This window comes from Shewanella sp. YLB-07 (genome assembly GCF_009377275.1).
The window spans coordinates 18,017-40,635 of sequence record NZ_VOQB01000026.1; the positions used below are offsets into that span (position 1 = coordinate 18,017).

General features: G+C 45.3%; 38 protein-coding genes. 32 read left to right on the forward strand and 6 right to left on the reverse strand.

The annotated features are described in order from the left end of the window. The first annotated feature begins 39 nt into the window (after positions 1-39). From rpsL to rplQ, 32 genes are all read left to right on the forward strand, one after another. On the forward strand, positions 40-414 hold the full coding sequence (gene rpsL, locus FS373_RS30725) for a 30S ribosomal protein S12 (protein WP_144048515.1): 375 nt from the start codon (positions 40-42) through the stop codon (positions 412-414). Between the two features lie 77 nt (positions 415-491). Continuing rightward, positions 492-962, forward strand: a complete 471-nt coding sequence (gene rpsG / locus FS373_RS30730) for a 30S ribosomal protein S7 (RefSeq protein ID WP_144048514.1) — start codon at positions 492-494, stop codon at positions 960-962. Between the two features lie 75 nt (positions 963-1,037). Next, on the forward strand, positions 1,038-3,134 hold the full coding sequence (gene fusA, locus FS373_RS30735; protein WP_322619591.1) for an elongation factor G: 2,097 nt from the start codon (positions 1,038-1,040) through the stop codon (positions 3,132-3,134). An 81-nt stretch (positions 3,135-3,215) separates the two neighbouring features. Further along, positions 3,216-4,400 (forward strand): elongation factor Tu, encoded by a 1,185-nt coding sequence (tuf, locus tag FS373_RS30740; protein WP_144048512.1) that lies wholly within the window; start codon positions 3,216-3,218, stop codon positions 4,398-4,400. 402 nt (positions 4,401-4,802) lie between these two features. Continuing rightward, positions 4,803-5,114, forward strand: coding sequence for a 30S ribosomal protein S10 (rpsJ, locus tag FS373_RS30745; RefSeq protein WP_005503530.1), 312 nt, complete (start codon positions 4,803-4,805; stop codon positions 5,112-5,114). A gap of 15 nt (positions 5,115-5,129) precedes the next feature. Further along, on the forward strand, positions 5,130-5,768 hold the full coding sequence (gene rplC / locus FS373_RS30750; protein ID WP_144048511.1) for a 50S ribosomal protein L3: 639 nt from the start codon (positions 5,130-5,132) through the stop codon (positions 5,766-5,768). 16 nt (positions 5,769-5,784) lie between these two features. Next, positions 5,785-6,390 (forward strand): 50S ribosomal protein L4, encoded by a 606-nt coding sequence (gene rplD, locus FS373_RS30755; RefSeq protein WP_144048510.1) that lies wholly within the window; start codon positions 5,785-5,787, stop codon positions 6,388-6,390. Then, on the forward strand, positions 6,387-6,686 hold the full coding sequence (gene rplW / locus FS373_RS30760; RefSeq protein WP_076416786.1) for a 50S ribosomal protein L23: 300 nt from the start codon (positions 6,387-6,389) through the stop codon (positions 6,684-6,686). Before rplD ends, rplW begins: the two co-directional genes overlap by 4 nt. A gap of 16 nt (positions 6,687-6,702) precedes the next feature. Further along, complete coding sequence (gene rplB, locus FS373_RS30765) at positions 6,703-7,530, forward strand: 50S ribosomal protein L2 (RefSeq protein ID WP_152831465.1); 828 nt, start codon at positions 6,703-6,705, stop codon at positions 7,528-7,530. 11 nt (positions 7,531-7,541) lie between these two features. Beyond that, positions 7,542-7,820, forward strand: a complete 279-nt coding sequence (gene rpsS, locus FS373_RS30770) for a 30S ribosomal protein S19 (RefSeq protein WP_006083596.1) — start codon at positions 7,542-7,544, stop codon at positions 7,818-7,820. Positions 7,821-7,835: 15 nt separating this feature from the next. Continuing rightward, a complete protein-coding gene (rplV, locus tag FS373_RS30775; RefSeq protein WP_012144645.1) occupies positions 7,836-8,168 on the forward strand; it encodes a 50S ribosomal protein L22 in 333 nt (110 codons plus the stop codon). A 9-nt stretch (positions 8,169-8,177) separates the two neighbouring features. Continuing rightward, on the forward strand, positions 8,178-8,867 hold the full coding sequence (gene rpsC, locus FS373_RS30780; RefSeq protein WP_144048508.1) for a 30S ribosomal protein S3: 690 nt from the start codon (positions 8,178-8,180) through the stop codon (positions 8,865-8,867). An 11-nt stretch (positions 8,868-8,878) separates the two neighbouring features. After that, complete coding sequence (rplP, locus tag FS373_RS30785) at positions 8,879-9,289, forward strand: 50S ribosomal protein L16 (protein ID WP_076416790.1); 411 nt, start codon at positions 8,879-8,881, stop codon at positions 9,287-9,289. Next, positions 9,289-9,480 carry a 50S ribosomal protein L29 gene (gene rpmC, locus FS373_RS30790; RefSeq protein WP_005503550.1) on the forward strand — a complete coding sequence of 64 codons (192 nt, stop codon included), beginning with the start codon at positions 9,289-9,291 and terminating at the stop codon, positions 9,478-9,480. Before rplP ends, rpmC begins: the two co-directional genes overlap by 1 nt. Then, complete coding sequence (gene rpsQ / locus FS373_RS30795; protein ID WP_144048507.1) at positions 9,480-9,728, forward strand: 30S ribosomal protein S17; 249 nt, start codon at positions 9,480-9,482, stop codon at positions 9,726-9,728. Before rpmC ends, rpsQ begins: the two co-directional genes overlap by 1 nt. Positions 9,729-9,906: 178 nt before the next feature. After that, positions 9,907-10,275 (forward strand): 50S ribosomal protein L14, encoded by a 369-nt coding sequence (rplN, locus tag FS373_RS30800; protein ID WP_013053412.1) that lies wholly within the window; start codon positions 9,907-9,909, stop codon positions 10,273-10,275. An 11-nt stretch (positions 10,276-10,286) separates the two neighbouring features. Further along, positions 10,287-10,601, forward strand: coding sequence for a 50S ribosomal protein L24 (gene rplX, locus FS373_RS30805; RefSeq protein WP_152831467.1), 315 nt, complete (start codon positions 10,287-10,289; stop codon positions 10,599-10,601). A 12-nt stretch (positions 10,602-10,613) separates the two neighbouring features. Continuing rightward, the gene (gene rplE, locus FS373_RS30810) at positions 10,614-11,153 is read left to right on the forward strand and encodes a 50S ribosomal protein L5 (RefSeq protein ID WP_144048506.1); all 540 of its coding nucleotides are present in this window, start codon (positions 10,614-10,616) and stop codon (positions 11,151-11,153) included. A 10-nt stretch (positions 11,154-11,163) separates the two neighbouring features. Beyond that, positions 11,164-11,469: a 30S ribosomal protein S14 gene (rpsN, locus tag FS373_RS30815; RefSeq protein WP_144048505.1), complete on the forward strand. Its 306-nt coding sequence runs from the start codon at positions 11,164-11,166 to the stop codon at positions 11,467-11,469. A 24-nt stretch (positions 11,470-11,493) separates the two neighbouring features. Next, positions 11,494-11,886 carry a 30S ribosomal protein S8 gene (rpsH, locus tag FS373_RS30820; RefSeq protein ID WP_144048504.1) on the forward strand — a complete coding sequence of 131 codons (393 nt, stop codon included), beginning with the start codon at positions 11,494-11,496 and terminating at the stop codon, positions 11,884-11,886. Positions 11,887-11,897: 11 nt separating this feature from the next. Further along, a complete protein-coding gene (rplF, locus tag FS373_RS30825; protein WP_144048503.1) occupies positions 11,898-12,428 on the forward strand; it encodes a 50S ribosomal protein L6 in 531 nt (176 codons plus the stop codon). Between the two features lie 10 nt (positions 12,429-12,438). After that, entirely contained in the window at positions 12,439-12,789 is a 351-nt protein-coding gene (gene rplR / locus FS373_RS30830; protein WP_144048502.1) for a 50S ribosomal protein L18, read from the forward strand. Between the two features lie 13 nt (positions 12,790-12,802). After that, positions 12,803-13,306: a 30S ribosomal protein S5 gene (gene rpsE / locus FS373_RS30835; protein WP_144048501.1), complete on the forward strand. Its 504-nt coding sequence runs from the start codon at positions 12,803-12,805 to the stop codon at positions 13,304-13,306. Positions 13,307-13,312: 6 nt separating this feature from the next. Then, entirely contained in the window at positions 13,313-13,498 is a 186-nt protein-coding gene (gene rpmD, locus FS373_RS30840) for a 50S ribosomal protein L30 (RefSeq protein ID WP_005503660.1), read from the forward strand. A gap of 1 nt (position 13,499) precedes the next feature. Beyond that, positions 13,500-13,934 carry a 50S ribosomal protein L15 gene (gene rplO, locus FS373_RS30845; protein WP_005503661.1) on the forward strand — a complete coding sequence of 145 codons (435 nt, stop codon included), beginning with the start codon at positions 13,500-13,502 and terminating at the stop codon, positions 13,932-13,934. A gap of 7 nt (positions 13,935-13,941) precedes the next feature. Next, positions 13,942-15,282, forward strand: coding sequence for a preprotein translocase subunit SecY (gene secY, locus FS373_RS30850; RefSeq protein ID WP_144048500.1), 1,341 nt, complete (start codon positions 13,942-13,944; stop codon positions 15,280-15,282). A gap of 23 nt (positions 15,283-15,305) precedes the next feature. Further along, positions 15,306-15,419, forward strand: coding sequence for a 50S ribosomal protein L36 (rpmJ, locus tag FS373_RS30855; protein WP_013053401.1), 114 nt, complete (start codon positions 15,306-15,308; stop codon positions 15,417-15,419). A 113-nt stretch (positions 15,420-15,532) separates the two neighbouring features. Further along, positions 15,533-15,889: a 30S ribosomal protein S13 gene (gene rpsM, locus FS373_RS30860; RefSeq protein ID WP_144048499.1), complete on the forward strand. Its 357-nt coding sequence runs from the start codon at positions 15,533-15,535 to the stop codon at positions 15,887-15,889. 14 nt (positions 15,890-15,903) lie between these two features. Continuing rightward, positions 15,904-16,296 carry a 30S ribosomal protein S11 gene (gene rpsK, locus FS373_RS30865; protein ID WP_012327241.1) on the forward strand — a complete coding sequence of 131 codons (393 nt, stop codon included), beginning with the start codon at positions 15,904-15,906 and terminating at the stop codon, positions 16,294-16,296. 36 nt (positions 16,297-16,332) lie between these two features. Beyond that, entirely contained in the window at positions 16,333-16,953 is a 621-nt protein-coding gene (gene rpsD / locus FS373_RS30870) for a 30S ribosomal protein S4 (RefSeq protein ID WP_144048498.1), read from the forward strand. A gap of 24 nt (positions 16,954-16,977) precedes the next feature. Beyond that, the gene (locus FS373_RS30875; RefSeq protein ID WP_013053398.1) at positions 16,978-17,967 is read left to right on the forward strand and encodes a DNA-directed RNA polymerase subunit alpha; all 990 of its coding nucleotides are present in this window, start codon (positions 16,978-16,980) and stop codon (positions 17,965-17,967) included. A gap of 39 nt (positions 17,968-18,006) precedes the next feature. After that, positions 18,007-18,402, forward strand: coding sequence for a 50S ribosomal protein L17 (rplQ, locus tag FS373_RS30880; protein WP_005502465.1), 396 nt, complete (start codon positions 18,007-18,009; stop codon positions 18,400-18,402). Between the two features lie 51 nt (positions 18,403-18,453). On the opposite strand, the gene FS373_RS30885 is transcribed toward rplQ, so the two are convergent. The 6 genes from FS373_RS30885 to ccmA all read right to left on the reverse strand — a co-directional run bounded on the left by FS373_RS30885 (position 18,454) and on the right by ccmA (position 22,309). Further along, on the reverse strand, positions 18,454-19,440 hold the full coding sequence (locus FS373_RS30885; protein WP_152831469.1) for an ABC transporter substrate-binding protein: 987 nt from the start codon (positions 19,438-19,440) through the stop codon (positions 18,454-18,456). 106 nt (positions 19,441-19,546) lie between these two features. Further along, the gene (ccmE, locus tag FS373_RS30890) at positions 19,547-20,032 is read right to left on the reverse strand and encodes a cytochrome c maturation protein CcmE (RefSeq protein ID WP_144048496.1); all 486 of its coding nucleotides are present in this window, start codon (positions 20,030-20,032) and stop codon (positions 19,547-19,549) included. Next, positions 20,032-20,229, reverse strand: coding sequence for a heme exporter protein CcmD (ccmD, locus tag FS373_RS30895; RefSeq protein ID WP_112351047.1), 198 nt, complete (start codon positions 20,227-20,229; stop codon positions 20,032-20,034). The genes ccmE and ccmD overlap by 1 nt, the downstream gene beginning before the upstream one ends. Continuing rightward, entirely contained in the window at positions 20,229-20,975 is a 747-nt protein-coding gene (locus FS373_RS30900; protein WP_144048495.1) for a heme ABC transporter permease, read from the reverse strand. The genes ccmD and FS373_RS30900 overlap by 1 nt, the downstream gene beginning before the upstream one ends. A gap of 1 nt (position 20,976) precedes the next feature. Further along, positions 20,977-21,663: a heme exporter protein CcmB gene (gene ccmB, locus FS373_RS30905; protein ID WP_144048494.1), complete on the reverse strand. Its 687-nt coding sequence runs from the start codon at positions 21,661-21,663 to the stop codon at positions 20,977-20,979. 10 nt (positions 21,664-21,673) lie between these two features. Next, complete coding sequence (ccmA, locus tag FS373_RS30910) at positions 21,674-22,309, reverse strand: cytochrome c biogenesis heme-transporting ATPase CcmA (RefSeq protein ID WP_144048493.1); 636 nt, start codon at positions 22,307-22,309, stop codon at positions 21,674-21,676. Between the last annotated feature and the right edge of the window lie 310 nt (positions 22,310-22,619).

A 22,619-nucleotide genomic window follows, 5' to 3' on the forward strand; every position in this document is an offset into this window, starting at 1 on the left:
ACCTTACTGTTGAGTTTATCAACTGATTCGGAGCTATACATGGCAACTGTAAACCAGTTGGTCCGTAATCCTCGCTCGCCAAAAGTCGTCAAGACTAATGTGCCAGCGTTGAATGCGTGTCCACAAAAACGTGGTGTTTGTACTCGCGTATACACAACCACACCAAAAAAACCTAACTCTGCACTACGTAAAGTAGCTCGTGTGCGTCTAACTAACGGTTTCGAAGTAACTTCGTACATCGGCGGTGAAGGCCACAACCTGCAGGAACACAGCGTAATTCTAATCCGTGGTGGTCGTGTTAAAGATCTACCCGGTGTGCGTTACCACACTATCCGTGGCGCATTAGATTGTGCTGGCGTGAGTGACCGTCGTCAAGGTCGTTCTAAGTACGGAGCTAAGCGTCCTAAGTCTTAACGCTTTCCGTTAAGTAAGGCCAAGCTAGATATTAAGATTCCAGTTTTGGGGTCCCTGAAGCATACGGAGAAATTGTTATGCCAAGACGTCGCGTTGTAGGACAACGTAAAATCCTACCAGATCCAAAGTTCAACAGTGAGTTGCTGGCTAAGTTCATCAACGTCATCATGCAGGACGGCAAAAAGTCGACTGCAGAAAAAATTATTTACAAGGCACTAGATACCGCTTTCGAAAAGAAAGGCGAAGACCATCTAGTGATCCTTGAAGCAGCCCTGGATAACGTTCGCCCTTCAGTCGAGGTTAAGTCTCGTCGTGTTGGTGGTTCTACTTACCAGGTACCATGTGAAGTACGCCCAGTTCGTCGTAATGCATTGGGTATGCGTTGGTTAGTTGAAGCTGCTCGTAAGCGTGGTGAAAAATCTATGGCTCTACGTCTAGCCGGTGAATTGCTAGACGCTTCAGAAAACAAAGGTACTGCTGTTAAGAAGCGCGAAGACGTGCATCGTATGGCAGAAGCGAACAAAGCGTTCGCTCATTACCGCTGGTAATCTGATGGAGCTGGCTGTTGCCAGCTCCATATTCTACATCTCTAAGGCATTAGCCTTAGTCAAGAGGGTTTAAACGTGGCTCGTACAACTCCGATTGAGCGCTACCGAAATATTGGTATTGTTGCTCATGTCGACGCAGGTAAAACCACAACGACAGAACGTGTTTTGTTCTACACCGGTGTTTCTCATAAGATTGGTGAAGTTCATGATGGCGCAGCCACCATGGATTGGATGGAACAGGAGCAGGAGCGTGGTATTACCATTACTTCTGCGGCAACGACCACGTTCTGGCTCGGTATGGAAGCCCAGTTTGCTGAGCACCGTATCAATATCATAGATACTCCTGGTCACGTTGATTTCACTATTGAAGTCGAACGTTCTCTGCGAGTACTCGATGGTGCCGTTGTTGTGTTCTGTGGTGCATCGGGTGTTGAACCACAATCTGAGACTGTTTGGCGTCAAGCCGATAAGTATCATGTACCCCGCATAGTATTCGTCAATAAGATGGATCGTGCTGGTGCTGACTTTGATAGTGTCGTCGAACAGATTCGTGACCGTTTGGGTGCGACTTGTGTGCCAATTCAAATGAATATTGGTGCAGAAGAGGAGTTTAGAGGTGTTGTTGACCTGATCAAGATGAAGGCCATTAACTGGTCCGAAGAAGATAATGGTACAACATTCACCTATGAAGATATTCCAGCTGAGCTTGTTGATAAGGCGAGTGAGATGCGTGAATATCTGGTTGAAGCTGCCGCCGAGGCCTCGGATGAACTGATGGAGAAGTACCTCGATGAGGGCGAACTATCAGAAGAAGAGATCAAGAAGGCGCTGCGTCAACGGACTCTGGCAAATGAAATTGTACTTGCTACTTGTGGTTCTGCATTTAAGAACAAAGGTGTGCAAGCAGTTTTAGATGCCGTTATCGAGTATCTACCATCGCCAGTCGAAGTGCCTGCTATTAAAGGCATAGATGACAATGAGGAAGAGGTTGAACGCACTGCGGACGACAATGCTCCTTTCTCTGCGTTGGCATTTAAGATAGCGACGGATCCATTCGTTGGAACTTTGACCTTTATACGCGTATATTCGGGTGTATTGGCAACAGGTTCTGGCGTGTATAACTCGGTCAAACAGAAGAAGGAACGAGTGGGTCGTATGGTGCAAATGCATGCTAACGATCGCCAAGAGATCAAAGAAGTTCGCGCTGGTGACATCGCGGCTGCTATTGGCCTTAAGGACGTGACTACGGGTGATACTCTTTGTGATATTGATCATAAAATCATCCTGGAACGCATGGAATTCCCTGAGCCCGTGATTACGATTGCCGTGGAACCCAGATCTCAAGCCGATGAACAGAAGATGGGTATTGCGTTGCAAAAGCTTGCAGCGGAAGATCCCTCTTTCCGTGTTGAAACCGATCCTGAATCGGGTCAGACACTGATCTCTGGCATGGGTGAGCTACACTTAGACATTATTGTCGACCGTATGCGTCGCGAATTCAGTGTCGAGTGTAATGTGGGTAAACCTCAGGTAGCGTATCGTGAAACTATTCGCTCGAATGTAGAAGTCGAAGGTAAGTTTGTACGTCAATCTGGTGGTCGAGGTCAATTCGGTCACGTTTGGTTGAAACTGGAGCCTCAAGAAGAGGGCTTCGGCTATGAATTTGTTAACGAGATTGTTGGTGGTGCTGTTCCGAAAGAATACATCCCCTCAGTAGATAAAGGTATTCAAGAGCAGATGAAGAGCGGCGTACTCGCCGGCTTCCCTATCTTGGACGTCAAGGTTACTCTCTTTGATGGTTCATATCATGATGTGGACTCTAATGAGATGGCCTTTAAAGTTGCGGCTTCCATGGGCTTTAAGAAGGGCGCTCTCGAAGCAGACCCTACGCTCCTGGAACCTTGCATGAAAGTTGAAGTCACCACTCCTGAAAATTACATGGGAGATGTTGTCGGAGACTTGAACAGGCGTCGTGGCTTGATCGAAGGAATGGACGACGGCATTGCCGGCGTCAAGCTCGTTCATGCTACCGTGCCTCTATCTGAAATGTTTGGGTATGCAACTGATTTGCGCAGCGCGACTCAAGGACGTGCTTCATACTCTATGGAGTTTTTGAAGTATTCCGACGCGCCGCAAAACATTGCGAAAGCTATTATGGATGCTCGAGGCTAATTGCCCAGGCAACCATAACTAAAAATTAATTGCTATTGCTCGGTGTCAAGCCGGGCATTTCTGAAAAGAAAGGAATATATCGTGGCTAAAGAAAAATTTGAACGCGTTAAACCCCATGTAAACGTCGGTACTATCGGACACGTGGATCATGGTAAGACAACTCTAACTGCTGCTATCTCTGCTGTTTTGGCAAAGACTTACGGTGGTGATGTTAAAGATTTCTCACAGATCGATAACGCTCCTGAAGAGCGTGAGCGCGGTATTACAATTAATACCTCTCACATCGAATATGACACTCCAGCACGTCACTACGCACACGTAGATTGTCCTGGTCACGCCGATTATGTTAAAAACATGATCACTGGTGCTGCTCAAATGGACGGCGCGATTCTAGTAGTTGCTTCTACAGATGGCCCAATGCCACAGACTCGTGAGCACATCCTGCTTTCTCGTCAGGTTGGCGTCCCTTTCATCATCGTATTCATGAACAAATGTGACATGGTTGATGACGAAGAGCTACTTGAGCTAGTAGAAATGGAAGTTCGTGAACTTCTTTCTGAATATGACTTCCCAGGTGATGACCTTCCAGTTATCCAAGGTTCAGCACTTAAAGCCCTTGAAGGCGAAGCTGAATGGGAAGCTAAGATCCTTGAGCTTGCAGAAGCTTTGGATACTTATATCCCAGAGCCAGAGCGTGCTATCGATGGTGCATTCATTCTTCCAATCGAAGATGTATTCTCAATCTCAGGCCGTGGTACAGTTGTAACTGGTCGTGTAGAGCGCGGTATCATCAAGGTTGGTGAAGAAGTTGAAATCGTTGGTATCAAAGATACTACTCGTTCAACTTGTACTGGTGTTGAAATGTTCCGTAAGCTGCTTGACGAAGGTCGTGCAGGCGAGAACTGTGGTGTTCTTCTACGTGGTATTAAGCGTGAAGACGTTGAACGTGGTCAGGTTCTTGCTGCTCCTGGTTCAATTACTCCACACACAACTTTTGAATCAGAAATCTATGTTCTGTCAAAAGAAGAAGGCGGACGTCACACTCCATTCTTCAAAGGCTATCGTCCACAGTTCTACTTCCGTACAACAGACGTAACCGGTACTATCGAGCTTCCAGAAGGCGTAGAGATGGTAATGCCTGGTGATAACGTTCAGATGGTAGTAACACTAATCTGCCCAATCGCGATGGATGAAGGTTTACGCTTCGCTATCCGTGAAGGTGGCCGTACTGTTGGTGCAGGTGTTGTAGCTAAGATCCTTGCTTAATCGCATAGACTCTTAACTGAACATCAAAAAAAGGAAGCTTCGGCTTCCTTTTTTATTGTCTGAAGTTTGTCGGCAACATAGGTTGGTATTGGGTATAATCCCGCCACTTTGTTGAAAACACCTTTTATTGATATTGACTCAGCAGACTGCTTGAAGCTGCTATTTAGTTGAATAATGTCCTATCGGTGTTATTTCAGACAACGGGGTTGATCTATTAACGTAAATCAGTATAATACCCCTTCGCCTTAACCATTAGGCGAATTACTAATTAGACTTTTAAAGTTTAATTCAAAAAACAGCGGCTCCGATTGGGAGTCGAACGGTTAAATCATCTCGCTCTGCGTTCCTATAGGAAGTGCAAGAGGGTGATTTTTTATGTGTCCATTTTAGGAGCTCTGGTCAATGCAGAACCAAAGAATCCGTATCCGCTTAAAAGGATTTGATCATCGTCTGATCGATCAATCTACTGCGGAAATCGTTGAAACTGCTAAGCGTACAGGCGCGCAGGTACGTGGTCCAATTCCACTACCAACGCGTAAAGAACGTTATACCATTTTGACTTCTCCACACGTTAATAAAGATGCGCGTGATCAGTACGAACTTCGTACTCACAAACGTCTAGTTGACATCGTTGAGCCAACTGAAAAGACTGTAGATGCACTTATGCGTCTCGATCTTGCGGCTGGTGTTGACGTTCAGATTAGCTTGGGTTAATAAGAGGTTTTCGAGATGGCTATCGGTCTTATCGGTCGTAAAGTGGGTATGACTCGCATCTTCTGTGAAGATGGAGTCTCTGTCCCGGTTACAGTAATTGAAATCACGTCTAACCGCGTTACTCAGGTGAAAACCTTAGAAACTGACGGTTACCGTGCTCTTCAAGTTACTACTGGTACCAAAAAAGCTAATCGCATCACTAAACCAGAAGCAGGTCACTTTGCTAAGGCAGGCGTTGAAGCCGGTCGTGGTTTATGGGAAGTGCGTTTGGCAGATGATGAAGGCGAAGGCATTGAAGTTGGTGCCGAGCTAAATGTTGATATCTTCGCTGACATAGCGAAAGTTGATGTTACTGGTCAATCTAAAGGTAAGGGCTTCCAAGGCGGTATTAAGCGTTGGAACTTCCATGCACAAGATATGACACATGGTAACTCACTGGCACATAGATCCAACGGTTCTATCGGTCAAAACCAAACACCTGGTCGCGTTTTCAAAGGTAAGAAAATGTCTGGTCACATGGGTGCAGAGCGTGTTACTACGCAGAATCTAGACGTTATACGTGTAGATGCTGAACGTAACTTGCTATTGGTTAAGGGTGCTGTTCCGGGTGCTACTAATGGCAACCTGATCATCAAACCTGCCGTTAAAGCTTAGGTCTGAGGAGATAGTAATGGAATTGGTATTGAAAGACGCACAAAGTGCTCTGGAAGTTTCCGAAACTACCTTCGGCCGTGACTTTAATGAAGCACTGGTTCATCAGGTAGTTGTAGCATATGCTGCAAATGCGCGTCAGGGCACTCGTGCTCAGAAGACTCGCGCAGAAGTAATTGGTTCTGGCAAAAAGCCATGGCGCCAAAAAGGTACTGGCCGAGCACGTGCCGGTACTGTTAAAGGCCCAATCTGGCGTGGCGGTGGCGTAACATTCGCTGCTAAAACACAAGATCATAGCCAAAAAGTTAACAAGAAGATGTACCGCGGAGCGCTGAAAAGCATTTTCTCTGAGTTGGTACGTCAAGACCGTCTAATCGTGGTTGAGTCGTTTAGTGTTGAAGCTCCTAAAACTAAAGAGCTGAAAGCTAAATTGGCTGCTATGAACCTGGAAGATGTGTTGATTGTTACTCCAGAAATTGACGAGAACTTGTTCTTGGCAGCTCGCAACTTGTACAAAGTTGACGTGCGTGACGTAGCTGGCATCGATCCAGTAAGTCTTATCGCATTCAACAAAGTACTAGTAACTGCCGATGCTGTTAAGCAAATCGAGGAGATGCTGGGATGATAAGCGAAGAACGTTTGCTAAAAGTTATTCTTGCACCACATATCTCTGAAAAGAGTACTGTTTGTGCAGAAAATAACAACACGGTAGTTTTCCGTGTAGCTATCGACGCCACTAAAGCTGAAATTAAAGCTGCAGTCGCTAAGTTGTTCGAAGTTGAAGTTGATTCAGTTCGCACTCTAGTTAACAAAGGCAAAACCAAGCGTACCGGTGCCCGTATGGGTCGTCGTGTAGATTGGAAAAAAGCCTATGTAACTTTAGCTGAAGGTGCTGACATCGATTTCGTCGGCGCTGAGTAAGCAAAGGAGAATTATCATGGCAATTGTTAAGTGTAAGCCTACCTCTCCAGGTCGTCGCCACTTAGTAAAAGTGGTGAACAAGGACCTGCACAAGGGTAAACCTTTTGCAGCCTTGCTGGCTAAGAAATCTAAAAGTGGTGGCCGTAACAATACGGGTCGTATCACTGTTCGTCACATAGGTGGTGGACACAAGCAGCATTACCGTATTATTGACTTTAAACGCAATAAAGACGGTATCCCTGCAAAAGTTGAGCGTTTGGAATATGATCCAAACCGCACAGCTAACATCGCACTTGTTTTGTATGCTGATGGTGAGCGTCGTTATATCCTTGCTGCTAAAGGCATGCAAGCTGGTGATAAGATCCAGTCAGGTATCGATGCTGAAATCAAAGTGGGTAACACTTTGCCATTACGCAACATGCCTATAGGTAGTGTTGTACACGCAGTCGAGATGAAACCTGGTAAAGGTGCTCAGATCGCTCGTTCAGCAGGTACTTATGTACAAGTTGTAGCTCGTGATGGCGCCTACGCTACTCTACGTCTTCGCTCTGGCGAAATGCGTAAAGTACCAGTAGATTGCCGCGCGACTCTAGGTGAAGTTGGTAATGCCGAACACATGCTACGCCAGTTAGGTAAAGCAGGTGCTAACCGCTGGAGAGGCATACGCCCAACAGTGCGTGGTGTTGCAATGAACCCAGTAGATCATCCCCATGGTGGTGGTGAAGGCCGTACTTCGGGTGGCCGTCATCCAGTATCCCCAACGGGTGTCCCAACTAAGGGTTATAAGACTCGTAGTAACAAACGCACCGACAAGTACATTGTACGTCGTCGCAATAAAAAGTAAGAGGATTCGCCATGCCACGTTCTCTCAAGAAAGGTCCATTCATTGACCTGCACTTGCTGAAGAAGGTAGAGAAAGCGATGGAAGCGGGAGACAAGAAGCCTATTAAGACTTGGTCTCGTCGCTCTATGATCATACCTAACATGATAGGTTTGACCATCGCTGTCCATAATGGTCGTCAGCACGTACCTGTGTTCGTAACTGACGAAATGATCGGCCACAAGCTTGGTGAATTTTCACCAACTCGCACTTATCGCGGCCATGCTGCTGATAAGAAAGCGAAGAAGCGTTAATACGGGAGGAATAAGATGGAAGTTTTAGCTAAACATCGTTTTGCCCGTACGTCGCCTCAAAAGTGTCGTTTGGTTGCAGATCAAATCCGTGGACTGCCTGTTGCTAAGGCTCTCGAAATATTAACTTTCAGCCCTAAAAAAGCTGCAGTACTTGTTAAAAAAGTACTGGACTCTGCAATCGCTAATGCTGAGCACAATGAAGGTGCTGACATTGACGAATTACGAGTTGGAGCGATTATGATCGATGAAGGTCCAACTATGAAGCGTATCATGCCACGTGCCAAAGGCCGTGCTGATCGTATAATCAAGCGTACCAGCCACATTACTGTGGTTGTATCAGATCGCTAGGAGTTAGCAATGGGACAGAAAGTACATCCTAATGGTATCCGTCTGGGTATCACTAAGCCTTGGATCTCGACCTGGTACGCTGACAAGTCAGACTATGCCAACAACTTGAACAGTGACTGGGAAGTGCGTAAGTTTCTAGAAAAGAAACTTAAGCAAGCATCAGTATCTAAGATAGTTATCGAGCGTCCAGCAAAGAGTGTTCGCGTTACTATTCACACTGCCCGTCCAGGTGTTGTGATTGGGAAGAAAGGCGAAGACGTTGAGAAGCTACGCAACGCAGTTGCTAAGCTAACTGGTATTCCAGCTCAGATTAACATCGCTGAGATCCGTAAGCCTGAGCTAGATGCTAAGCTTGTTGCCGATGGCATCGCTTCGCAGCTAGAGCGTCGTGTTATGTTCCGTCGTGCTATGAAGCGCGCGGTACAAAATGCAATGCGTCTTGGCGCTAAAGGTATCAAGGTTCAAGTTAGTGGCCGTTTAGGCGGAGCTGAAATAGCGCGTTATGAGTGGTATCGTGAAGGTCGCGTACCTCTACATACACTTCGTGCTGATATCGACTATTCAACAGCAGAAAGTCATACCCAATACGGTGTGATCGGCGTTAAAGTTTGGGTCTTCAAAGGTGAAGTTCTAGACGGAATCGTACCTGCACATGAAGAGCCGAAACAGCAGCCGAAGCGTAAGCCTCGCGGTAAATAGGAGAGCTGGCAATGCTGCAACCAAAACGAACTAAGTTTCGCAAAATGTTCAAAGGCCGCAACCGTGGTCTTGCGAACGGCACTGAAGTGAGCTTCGGTGATTTCGGTTTAAAGGCTGTTGGACGTGGTCGTCTAACTGCTCGTCAAATCGAAGCTGCGCGTCGTGCAATGACACGTCACATTAAACGTCAAGGTCAGATCTGGATCCGCGTTTTCCCTGATAAGCCGATCACCTCTAAGCCTCTTGAAGTGCGTATGGGTAAAGGTAAGGGTAACGTTGAATACTGGGTTTGCCAGATTCAACCAGGTAAGGTTCTTTATGAGATGGATGGTGTTTCAGAGGAGCTAGCTCGTGAAGCTTTCGCTCTTGCTGCCGCTAAGCTACCTCTTAAAACGACCTTCGTAACTAAGTCGGTGATGTAATGAAAGCGAGCGAACTAACAGAAAAGAGCGTTGAAGAATTGAACGCTGAACTGCTTGGTCTGCTGCGTGAGCAGTTTAATCTGCGCATGCAACACGCAACTGGTCAGTTGACTCAGACTCATCAGCTGAAAATCGTGCGTCGCAATGTTGCGCGCGTTAAGACCATTATTACTTCTAAGGCGGGTGCGTAATGTCTGATAAAATCCGTACTTTGCAGGGTCGTGTACTTAGCAACAAGATGGACAAGTCTATCACTGTAGCTATTGAGCGTAAGGTTAAGCATCCTTTATACGGGAAGTACCTTAAGCGCACTACTAAGATCCATGCACACGACGAAACAAACCAGTGTAATGAAGGCGATCTCGTAACTATTAGCGAATGTCGTCCTCTGTCTAAGACTAAGTCTTGGACTCTGGTTGAAGTAGTAACAAAGGCCTAATTTATTTTAGGTTTAGTTAAACGGCTCCTGCTATAGGAGCCGTTTTTATTTTAACACTATCTATTCCCAAAATCGGGTGGTATACTTGCGCGCCTTTTTAGACTAAATGTTAGTCGAAAAGTGGCGAAATAGTAGTCCCAATTAGGGATGTGAAGTAACGTTTAGCGGAGCATTTACAATGATCCAAATGCAATCTACTCTAGATGTAGCCTGTAATAGTGGCGCTCGTAGAGTTCAGTGTATTAAGGTCTTAGGTGGATCTCACCGTCGTTATGCCGGTATCGGCGACATCATTAAGGTTTCTGTTAAAGAAGCTATTCCTCGCGGTAAAGCGAAGAAAGGTGATGTTTATACAGCGGTTGTGGTTCGTACTAAGAAAGGCGTTCGTCGTCCAGACGGATCTGTCATTCGCTTCGATCGGAACGCAGCTGTTTTGCTTAATGCAAACAATGCACCGATTGGTACTCGTATCTTTGGCCCAGTGACGCGTGAATTGCGTAACGAACAATTTATGAAAATTGTTTCTCTGGCACCAGAAGTACTGTAAAGGAGCTTCAAATGGCAGCTAAAATCCGTCGTGAAGACGAAGTAATAGTACTAGCAGGTAAAGATAAAGGGAAACGTGCAAAAGTTTCTCAGGTTCTTACTACTGGTAAATTAATTGTTGAAGGCATTAATCTTGTCAAGAAACACCAGAAGCCTAACCCTCAACTGGGTGTGACTGGTGGTATTGTTGAGAAAGAAGCACCGATACAAACATCAAACGTAGCGCTTTTCAACTCTGCCACTGGCAAAGCTGATCGCGTTGGTTTCCGATTTGAAGACGGCAAAAAAGTCCGTTTCTTTAAGTCGAACAGTGAACTCATTAAGTAATTGGAGTAAACGATGGCGAAACTGCATGATAAATATCAAGAGACTGTGAGTCCTGAACTTGTCAAAAAGTTTGGTTACACCAGTGTCATGCAAGTCCCTCGGATTGAGAAAATCACCCTAAACATGGGTGTTGGCGAAGCTGTAGCAGATAAGAAAGTTATGGAGCATGCGCTCCGTGATATGACTGCTATTGCTGGTCAAAAGCCAGTAGTGACTGTAGCACGTAAGTCAGTGGCTGGTTTTAAAATCCGTGATGGCTACCCGATAGGCTGTAAGGTTACACTGCGCGGTGAGCGTATGTGGGAATTCTTAGAGCGTTTAGTTGAAATCGCAATCCCGCGTATCCGTGATTTCCGTGGCATGAGCGCTAAGTCGTTCGATGGCCGTGGTAACTATGCGATGGGTGTACGTGAGCAGATTATCTTCCCGGAAATCGAGTACGATAAAATCGATAAAATCCGTGGTATGGATGTTGTGATCACTACTTCAGCGAAGAATGATGAAGAAGGCCGAGCTTTGCTTGAAGGCTTTAACTTCCCATTCAAGAAATAAGGGTAGCGAAATGGCAAAAAGTTCAATGAAAGCACGTGAAGTAAAACGTGCCAAGCTCGTGGCTAAGTTCGCTGAAAAGCGTCAAGCTCTTAAGGCTATCATTAGTAGCCCGACTACATCTGATGAAGATCGTTGGGATGCCGTTCTTAAGTTGCAAGGTCTACCACGTGACTCTAGCGCTGCGCGTCAGCGTAATCGCTGTAGTCAAACTGGTCGCCCACATGGTTTTTTACGTAAATTCGGCCTTAGCCGTATCAAATTACGTGAAGCAACTATGCGCGGTGAAGTTCCTGGTCTACGCAAGGCCAGCTGGTAAGCACTTGTCACGGAGTAAGCTAATATGAGCATGCAAGATCCTATAGCGGATATGTTAACACGTATTCGTAATGGCCAAGCTGCTAACAAAGTATCAGTATCTATGCCTTCTAATAAGTTGAAAGTTGCTATTGCACAGACACTTAAAGAAGAAGGTTATATCACTGACTACGCCGTAGCAGATGAAGTCAAACCGACTCTAGAAATCACTCTTAAGTATTTCCAAGGTCAACCAGTCGTTGAGACTATCCAGCGCGTCAGCCGTCCTGGTCTTCGTATTTACAAAGGTAAAGACGAACTTCCAAGGGTTATGGGCGGACTGGGTGTCGCAATTGTATCCACTTCTAAAGGTTTGATGACTGATCGTACCGCCCGCCAAAATGGCATGGGTGGGGAAGTTATCTGCTACGTAGCATAAGGAGCTAGCAAATGTCTCGTGTCGCAAAAGCACCAGTCGCTATCCCTGCAGACGTAGAAGTGACTTTAAACGAACAAACTATCACCGTAAAAGGTACTAAAGGTAGTTTGACTCGAGTGATTAACACTGATGTTTCTGTTGTTGTTGAAAACAACGAAATCAAGTGTAGTTCTGTTGAAGGCGTTAAAAATAACGCTCAAGCAGGTACAGCTCGAGCTTTAATCAATAATATGGTTGTTGGTGTAACAGCTGGTTTTGAGAAAAAGCTAACTCTAGTTGGTGTTGGTTACCGAGCAAAGCTTGTCGGTAAAGATATCGATCTGACTTTAGGTTTCTCACACCCTGTTTTACACAAACTCCCTGACGGCGTAACAGCAGCCTGTCCTTCACAAACTGAAATCGTACTTACGGGTACAGATAAGCAGTTAGTTGGTCAAGTAGCAGCTGAGATTCGCGGATATCGTCCACCAGAGCCTTATAAGGGCAAGGGTGTACGTTATACCGACGAGCAAGTACGTCGTAAAGAGGCTAAGAAGAAGTAGGTAACGCGATATGGATAAGAAAACATCTCGCTTACGCCGCGCATTACGCGCCCGTAAGAAGATCCAAGAGCTGGGCGTTAACCGTCTGGTTGTACATCGTACACCACGTCACACCTATGCTCAGGTAATCAGCCCTGATTCACAGGTTTTGGCGTCAGCTTCTACTGCTGAGAAAGCAGTATCAGAGCAGCTAAAGTACACAGGCAACGTAGATGCGGCTAAAGTAGTGGGTAAAACCCTTGCTGAGCGTGCTATCGAAAAAGGCGTGACTGTAGTTGCATTCGATCGTTCCGGTTTCAAGTATCACGGACGTGTAGCTGCATTAGCAGACGCCGCTCGTGAAGCTGGCCTCAAGTTCTAAGGAATGATGAAAAATGGCTAAATTTGAAGCTCAGCAAAAAGACGATCTGCAAGAGAAATTAGTTGCAGTAAATCGTGTTTCTAAAGTAGTTAAAGGCGGACGTATCTTTAGCTTCACTGCACTAACTGTAGTCGGTGATGGTAATGGTAAGGTCGGTTTTGGTTATGGTAAAGCGCGTGAAGTGCCTGCTGCAATTCAGAAAGCGATGGAAAAAGCTCGTCGTAACATCGTTTCTGTTGAATTGATCAATGGTACTCTGCACCACCCTGTAAAGGGTCGTCATACTGGTTCGCGTGTTTACATGCAACCAGCCTCTGACGGTACCGGTATTATTGCCGGTGGCGCAATGCGTGCCGTATTGGAAGTAGCAGGCGTACATAACGTTCTGTCGAAAGCATACGGTTCAACTAACCCGATTAACGTTGTTCGTGCGACTGTAAATGCGTTGGTACTGATGAAGTCACCAGCACAAATTGCAGCTAAGCGCGGCCTCAATGTTAATGAAATTCGAGGTTAATGCACCATGGCTAAGAAAACATTAAAAGTTACTCAGACTAAAAGTTCAATTGGACGTTTGCCTAAGCATCGTGCAACTTTGACTGGTCTAGGTTTACGCCGTATTAACCACACTGTTGAACTTGAAGATACTCCTTCAGTTCGCGGTATGGTTAACAAGGTTTACTACATGGTTTCGGTGGAGGAAGTATAAGATGCGTCTAAATACTCTATCACCTGCTGCAGGTGCTAAATCAGCAGCTAAGCGTGTAGGTCGCGGTATCGGTTCAGGCACTGGTAAAACTTGTGGTCGCGGCCACAAGGGTCAGAAGTCTCGTTCAGGTGGCGGCGTACGCATCGGTTTCGAAGGTGGTCAAATGCCGCTTAAGATCCGTCTGCCTAAATTTGGTTTTACCTCGCGTAAGGCTTTGGTAACTGCGGAAGTTCGTATCAGCGAACTTGCAAAAGTTAACGGTGATGTTGTCGACTTGAATGCGTTGAAAGATGCAAATCTTGTCACTCGCAACATTCAGTTTGCTAAAATCGTTCTTTCAGGTACCATTGAGCGCCCAGTGACCGTTAAAGGTCTGAAGGCAACCAAAGGTGCTCGTGCAGCTATAGAAGCTGCCGGCGGAAAGATCGAGGAATAATACGTCGATGGCAAAACCAGGACTTAATTTAAAAAGCGCGAAAGGTGGATTTTCTGAACTGAAGACTCGCCTCCTGTTCGTGATTGGTGCGATTATCGTCTTTAGAGCCGGTTCGTTTGTACCAATTCCTGGTATTGACGCTGCTGTATTAGCAGAGCTGTTCAATCAGCAGAAGGGTACCATCTTAGGCATGTTTAACATGTTCTCTGGTGGTGCTCTTGAACGTGCTTCTATCTTTGCATTAGGTATTATGCCGTACATCTCGGCATCAATCATAATGCAGTTATTGACTGTGGTACATCCTGCACTCGCTGAACTCAAGAAGGAAGGCGAATCAGGACGTAAGAAGATCAGTCAATATACACGATACGGCACATTGGTCCTGGGTACATTCCAGGCAATCGGTATCGCAACGGGTCTACCTAACTTGATCCCAGGTTTAGTTGTAAATCTAGGGTTTAGTTTTTACTTCGTTGCTGTTGTGAGTCTAGTCACGGGAACTATGTTCCTCATGTGGTTAGGTGAGCAGATTACCGAACGAGGCATAGGTAACGGTATCTCGATATTAATTTTCGCAGGTATTGTCGCTGGTCTACCATCTGCTATCGGCCAAACGGCTGAGCAGGCGCGTCAAGGTGACTTGAGCGTGCTGGTATTATTGTTGATTGTAGTTATCGTATTTGCTGTAACCTTTTTTGTTGTATTTGTGGAACGTGGTCAGCGTCGTATCGTCGTTAACTATGCTAAGCGTCAGCAGGGCCGTAAGGTTTTTGCTGCACAAAGCACACATTTACCGCTTAAGGTTAATATGGCTGGTGTGATACCACCAATTTTTGCGTCAAGCATCATTTTGTTTCCAGGTACACTGGCTCAGTGGTTTGGTCAAAATGAGTCCCTTTCATGGTTGAGTGATTTTGCTCTGGCCGTGTCACCGGGACAGCCGCTTTACTCATTATTGTATGCAACGGCAATTATTTTCTTCTGTTTCTTCTATACCGCGTTGGTGTTTAACCCTCGCGAGACGGCTGATAACTTGAAGAAAAGTGGTGCGTTTATTCCTGGGATCCGTCCTGGAGAACAGACTTCGCGTTACATTGATAAAGTAATGACTCGCCTGACATTAGCAGGCGCCTTGTACATTACTTTTATCTGTTTAATTCCGGAGTTCATGTTAATTACGTGGCAAGTACAGTTCTATTTTGGCGGTACTTCACTACTTATTATGGTAGTCGTAATCATGGACTTCATGGCTCAAGTTCAGACCCATATGATGTCTCATCAATATGAGTCTGTTATGAAGAAAGCTAATCTGGTTAACAAAGCGAATTTAGATCGCTTTGGACGCTAAGCTAGCTTTTACGGAGTGATGAAATGAAAGTTCGAGCTTCCGTTAAGAGGATCTGTCGTAATTGTAAGATCGTCAAGCGTAAGGGCGTTGTACGCGTACTTTGTGTTGAACCTAAACACAAACAGCGTCAAGGCTAAAACATTTGCTCAGCCCTGTCCGGGCTGAGCAAAATATTATTTGCAAAACTGTCGTCTGTCGAGTATCCTACCGGGCTTTTCACAGATGACCATTAACTATTGAGGAGTGCATAGTGGCCCGTATCGCTGGCATTAACATTCCTGATCAGAAGCACACAGTCATTGCATTGACTGGAATCTTCGGCATTGGCCGTACTCGCGCTAGAGCAATCTGCGCGGCTACTTCAATTGCTGAAGAAGCTAAGATCAAGGAATTGAGCGAAGCTCAAATTGATATACTACGTGAAGCAGTTGCCGAATACACAGTAGAAGGTGATTTGCGTCGTGAAGTTTCTATGAACATCAAGCGTCTTATGGACCTTGGTTGTTACCGTGGAATACGTCACCGTCGTAGCCTGCCCCTTCGTGGGCAACGTACTAAGACTAATGCGCGTACGCGTAAAGGTCCACGTAAACCAATCAGAAAGTAACGGGGTAATCCAATATGGCTAAAAGTCCGTCACGTTCTCCGCGTAAGCGTGTACGTAAACAGGTTGCTGATGGTATGGCTCATATCCATGCGTCTTTCAACAACACAATTATTACCATTACTGATCGTCAAGGTAATGCACTGTCTTGGGCAACTTCAGGTGGTTCAGGTTTCCGTGGTTCACGTAAATCTACTCCTTTTGCTGCACAGGTTGCTGCTGAGCGTGCAGGTGTTGCCGCTCAGGATTACGGTGTTAAAAACCTTGAAGTTTTTGTAAAGGGTCCAGGTCCAGGACGCGAATCTGCGATTCGTGCACTGAATTCGGTTGGTTATAAGATAACTAACATTACCGATGTGACGCCTATCCCTCATAATGGTTGTCGTCCTCCTAAGAAACGTCGCGTTTAATTCGTCGTTTTTAAATAGGATAGTTGGAGAAAGAACATGGCAAGATACTTGGGTCCAAAGCTCAAGCTCAGCCGCAGAGAAGGTACAGACCTTTTCCTAAAAAGCGGCGTGAGAGCAATCGATTCGAAGTGTAAGCTTGATACTGCACCTGGACAACACGGCGCTCGTAAGACCCGTCTGTCTGAGTATGGCGTTCAGCTACGCGAGAAACAAAAAGTTCGTCGTACTTACGGTGTGCTAGAAAAGCAATTCCGTAACTACTACAAAGACGCTGCACGTCAAAAAGGTAACACAGGTGAGAACCTGCTTACTCTTTTAGAAACCCGTCTTGATAACGTTGTTTACCGTATGGGTTTTGGTGCTACACGCGCTGAATCTCGTCAGTTAGTTAGCCATAAGTCAATTATGGTTAATGGCAGCGTTGTTAACATTCCATCATTCAAAGTGTCTGCGAATGATGTAATTAGCATTCGTGAGAAGTCTAAGAAGCAAGCGCGTATCGTAGCTGCTTTGGAAGTTGCTTCTCAACGCGAAAAGCCAACATGGGTTGAAGTTGATAACACTAAGATGGAAGGTGCTTTCAAGCGTCTACCTGAGCGTAGTGATTTATCTGCGGAAATTAACGAACAGCTTATCGTCGAACTTTACTCTAAGTAAAGTTAACACAAAAGAGAGGACACAATGCAGGGTTCTGTTACAGAATTTCTTAGACCGCGTCTCGTTGATATCGAGCAGGTTAATCCAACACGTGCCAAAGTTACACTTGAGCCGCTTGAACGTGGTTTCGGTCACACTTTAGGTAACGCGTTGCGTCGTATCCTATTGTCGTCTATGCCAGGCTGCGCGGTAACCGAAGTAGAGATTGATGGTGTACTGCATGAATACAGTAGCAAGGAAGGCGTGCAAGAGGATATCCTTGAGATCCTACTAAACCTTAAAGGTTTAGCAGTAGTGATCGAAGGGAAAGACGAAGCTATGCTTACTTTAAGTAAGTCAGGCGCAGGCCCTGTTACTGCAGCAGATATCACCCATGATGGTGATGTTACAATCATGAATCCTGAGCATGTTGTCTGTCATTTGACAGGTAACAATGAAATCAGCATGCGTATCCGTGTAGAACGTGGTCGTGGTTATGTACCGGCTTCTGCCCGTGCACAAACCGAAGACGATGATCGTCCTATTGGTCGCCTGTTGGTGGATGCTTCTTTCTCGCCTGTCGCTCGTATAGCCTACAATGTAGAAGCTGCACGTGTTGAACAGCGCACTGACTTAGATAAACTCGTTATCGATATGACCACAAACGGTACTCTCGATCCTGAGGAAGCTATCCGTCGTGCTGCAACCATCTTGGCTGAACAGCTAGATGCGTTTGTGGAGCTTCGCGATGTCACTGAGCCAGAGCAGAAAGAAGAGAAGCCGGAATTCGATCCGATTCTGTTGCGTCCTGTGGACGATTTAGAGCTAACTGTACGTTCAGCTAACTGTTTGAAGGCTGAGGCGATTCATTATATCGGAGATCTGGTTCAGCGCACTGAAGTTGAGCTGCTTAAAACACCTAACCTAGGTAAGAAATCTCTTACTGAAATTAAGGATGTTTTGGCTTCTCGCGGACTGTCGTTGGGTATGCGTCTAGAAAACTGGCCTCCAGCCAGCCTAGTCGACGACCTTTAACTCCAGATTTTGTACAGATAAGGTAATAAGGATTAGGTCATGCGCCATCGTAAGAGTGGTCGTCAACTAAACCGTAACAGCAGTCATCGCCAAGCTATGTTTCGTAACATGGCAAGCTCTTTAGTCCGTCACGAAGTGATCAAGACTACTGTAGCTAAAGCGAAAGAACTGCGTCGCGTAGTTGAACCTCTAATAACGCTTGCTAAGAGTGATAGCGTTGCAAATCGCCGTTTGGCATTTGCTCGTACTCGCGACGCTGAAGTCGTAGGTAAGTTATTTAATGAATTGGGTCCACGCTATCAGGAACGTCCTGGTGGATATACCCGCATCCTTAAGTGCGGTCTACGTACTGGTGATAAAGCGCCTATGGCGTATATTGAACTAGTAGGTCGCCCTGAAGCTGCAGAAGCTGTTGAAGCTGACGACGCTGAGTAATTAAGGGTTTCATTGCAAAAAAGCCGGGCTTGCCCGGCTTTTTTTATATCTTTATTTTGTCCAGTGACTCTGGGTTTTTACTCTCGGGGGTAAAACTAGTTGCCATCGTTTAAGGCCTTCTAAGCTAAATAGATAGCTGCCTTTCCTATCGAATTCGTAAGTTAGATCATCTGGATTCTTGCCTTGTAAGATCTGTGAGATAAGTTGCCCTGCTAGCTGGCCATGAAGATAGCCATCTAAGACGTAACCGCCAATATTTCTCTGTGCACCGATTGAAAAATCCCAAAAACCGAAGTGGGGTAGGGGAGAATTTTCCTTTGTCCAAAGGATCACTTCATCGGGGGAGACGTGCCGATTATCAGCATCTAGCAAGGTGTGATAGAGACCGACAAAGATCGCATCATAGCCACCTTCTTTTGCGCTACTGACAGCCTGCTGCCATTCAACAAATTTATTCAACAGCCTGAAATCAACACTAATCTTGCCTATGTTTATAGTGCTCAACTTTGGGCTTATCGGCTCGATAGAGGCCTTAGAGGTTTCACTGTCATCAAATACTACAAGTATTTTTCTGTCTGATTTTTTAGGCAATATTTGATCGGCTAGAATAATCGAACGTTTAAATATCGGTCGCTCCAGTACGCCGGTAAAGTTTGACAGCTTAGTCAAACCATAATCTCTAGGGTTGCTATTGAGTCCCAGAAAGACAACTGGTACATCAGTCTGTCCAAATTTCTGGGATAATAGGCTTATCGCGTTGTCATCGCAGAGTACCACCAGGTCAGGTTTTTGTTCGATGTATACCTGCCAGGCTAAGCTGGCTTGCTTTGGAAACTGTTCAGTAGGGATAGTTTTGGTATTCATGTAGAAATGTGAAAAGGTGTTGCTCTCATCAACAATCGACTTTATGCCACGATTATAGCTTTCATCCCAAGCATACTCTTTATGGTAGCTCTCAATAATTAGAATCGATGCCGCAGTGGCTTCTCCTCTAGCTAGGATATATATCACAAGCAATAAGAGCACTGTCAGGCGCATCTTGAGTATCTCCTAGGCATATACCTAGTTATAGTCTATTTATTCTCTAACGGTGTTTTAGAGGTATAAAAAAGGCCTCGTTAGAGGCCCTTTCAATCAGCAAGTCTTAGTAACCGCTTTTTTGCTCTGTTTTGTAATCTAGCTTCTCATGGGTCTGTCCCATAGCTTCGGCTACTTCTGGAGGCATGTAGTTCTCATCATGCTTAGCGAGTACTTCAGTTGCCTGCAATTTGCCACCTTCTATTAGTACACCCTGAGCGACGATGCCTTGGCCTTCACGGAAAAGATCTGGTAGTAGATCGTCATAAGTTACTATGATCTCACCGCCTAAGGAATCATGGATGGCAAATTCAACATGTAAGCTTTCAGGATCTCTTACCATAGAGCCCATAGTCACCATACCGCCGACGCGTATGCGCTGGCCTATTTCAGGTAACACGCCGGTGTCTTTTTTGCCTTGTACTATTTCTGTCGGAGTGTAGAAAAGGTTTAAGTTAGAGTTCAATGCGTACAGTAATAGTGATGCTATTGCGGCTACACCACCAATTAAGGCTACTGCTAGAGCGAGTCTTTTTTTACGTCTTGTGTTCACTATTTATTACTCCGGTTTTCTTTGAGGCGTTCTTCTCGCTGAATCTTTTTTGCTATTTCAGTCAACACTTTACGTTTCTGTCCCATGCTCTGTATGACAAGTATCCCTAAAGAACCAAATGTCACACCATAAGCTAGCCACACATAGAAGGCGTAGCCACCCATATTTAAAAAATCACTCAATGAATCAAATTGCATTATTTAACTCCTTGGGCTTTAGCTAGAGTACGAACCCAAGGTCGCATACTGTTGCGTGCCAAAACCTCAGATCTAAAACGGATTAAGGTTATAGCGCCTATCATTAGGCCGAAACCTAAGATGTTTATTAGCAATGGATACAGCATCTCAGTAGGCATAGTCGATTTTTCTGTAATTCTAATCGTCGATGGTTGATGCAGTGAGCTCCACCATTCAACTGAGTATTTAATAATCGGGATGTTAATCACACCGACTATAGCTAAAATACCGGCGGCTCGTGCAGCTAATACCTTATCTTCAAAAGAGGCGTAAAGTGCAATAACACCCAGATAAAGAAACAAGAGGACCAGTTCGGCTGTCAAACGTGCATCCCATACCCACCAAGTTCCCCACATAGGCTTACCCCAGGTAGCGCCAGTGACTAAGGCGATAAAGGTGATCACGGCTCCTATTGGTGCAATGGCTGCAGCGGCCCAGTCTGCCGATTTTATCTGCCATACCAGGCCGATAAATGCAGACGTTGCCATGCCCATATATGCGGCCATAGACATAGAGGCTGCAGGAACATGGATGAAGATGATCCGGTAACTGTCACCTTGTTGATAATCACTTGGTGCAAAAGCTAATCCCCACACTGATCCTATACCGATCAGCGCAATCGCTAACATAGCGAACCAAGGGAGGAGTTTTCCAGAAAGGTTATACGCTCGTTCTGGATCCGCGTAACTATGTAGCCATTTCCACATATCAGTTAGTACTCACTCTTAAAGATGCACCAATTGCGAATGGTGCTAACGTTAATGAACCGACCAACATCGCTGCAATTATAGCGAGATGGCCATCATAAGGTAGATTTAACCCGGCAGCGTCTATGGCTGTCGTGGCAAAGATTAATACTGGAATATATAAAGGTAAGATGAGTAAGCTAAGTAGCACTCCTCCTTTATGTAGTCCTACGGTTAACGCGACGCCAATAGCCCCGAGTAAACTTAACACCGGTGTCCCTAAGGCTAAGGTTGCCATCAGCGCGCCGTAGCTATTAGCGTCTAAATGAAGTAATACGGCTAAAAGCGGCGCGACCAGAATTAGTGGTACTCCGGTTAATATCCAATGAGCGAGCACTTTTGCCAGAACCATCAAAGGCAAAGGTTGTGGGCTGAGCAGCATCTGTTCAAGACTACCGTCGACATAATCGGCCTTAAACAACCTCTCTAGGGACAGCATAGAGGCTAGCAAGGCCGCGACCCAAATAATGCCTGGGGCGACTCGAGATAATATTTTCGGTTCGGGTCCTATAGCCAATGGAAATAAGGTGACTATCAAGATAAAAAACAATAGTGGATTAAATATGTCGCCCTTATGACGAATTGCAATCTGTAGATCGCGTTTTAGTAGTGTAAAAAATGCTTGTCTGAAGCTGATGCCTTTTTTCATTTTTTGACCTTTATACAAAGCGATATTCAAGGCTAATCTTTCGCAGAATATCGTCTCCGATAATTCCCATATCTTGATGTGTCGTCAAGATGACACATCCACCACGTTTAGCGTGTTCAAGGAATAGATACTCAAGTTCTTCGACACCTTTCTTGTCGATAGCGGTAAAAGGTTCGTCTAACAACCAAATTTTACAATCGGTATGCCAGAGTCGAGCCAAGGCCGTACGTCTATGTTGCCCGGCTGAAAGGTGTCCTGCGAGTGCTTCTTCGAAGCCTGCTAGATTTACTTTGGCGAGAATATCTTGAGTATTGAAATCATTATAACCACTAATGCTTAAATTGAAGTTAAGATTTTCCTCTGCGGTTAATTCACTCTTAACACCTGCGAGGTGACCTATGTAGAGCAGGTCCTCATTATATTCGTCTCTATAACGATTTATATTTTGATTCTTATAATGAACATCGCCTGCGTAGGGGCGTGAAAGTCCTGCGAGAATCCTAAGTAGACTGGTTTTACCAGAGCCATTAGGACCTTCAATTTGAACGATCTCACCTTCAGTAATGTCGAAACAAAGCTCATCGAATAAGATGCGCTCCTCACGAATGCAGGTCAATTCCTTGGCTGAAATTAGGGTCTTTGTCATCTGTTCTACCACTGAGTCCTCTACATCAAGCCTTAAGTAATCACAAGGGATCCTAACACAATCACAATAGGGGGTTTAGTACTGCTTTGCTCTATGTGTCAGCAATTTGATGTGCTTCCAATAATTGAAACCTTTTAACAGAATTTTTGAACTTTTTCTTTTTCTCAATAAACATTTTTTAACCCTTGCTAATATAATATCTAATTTGTGCTATTAGTTGTGTTTATAGTGTCCAAGCTTTGATAGGAATCACAAAAAGGTGAGTTTTGTTGAAGTTTAATGTATTCTAGAGCAGGTATAAAAATAGTCT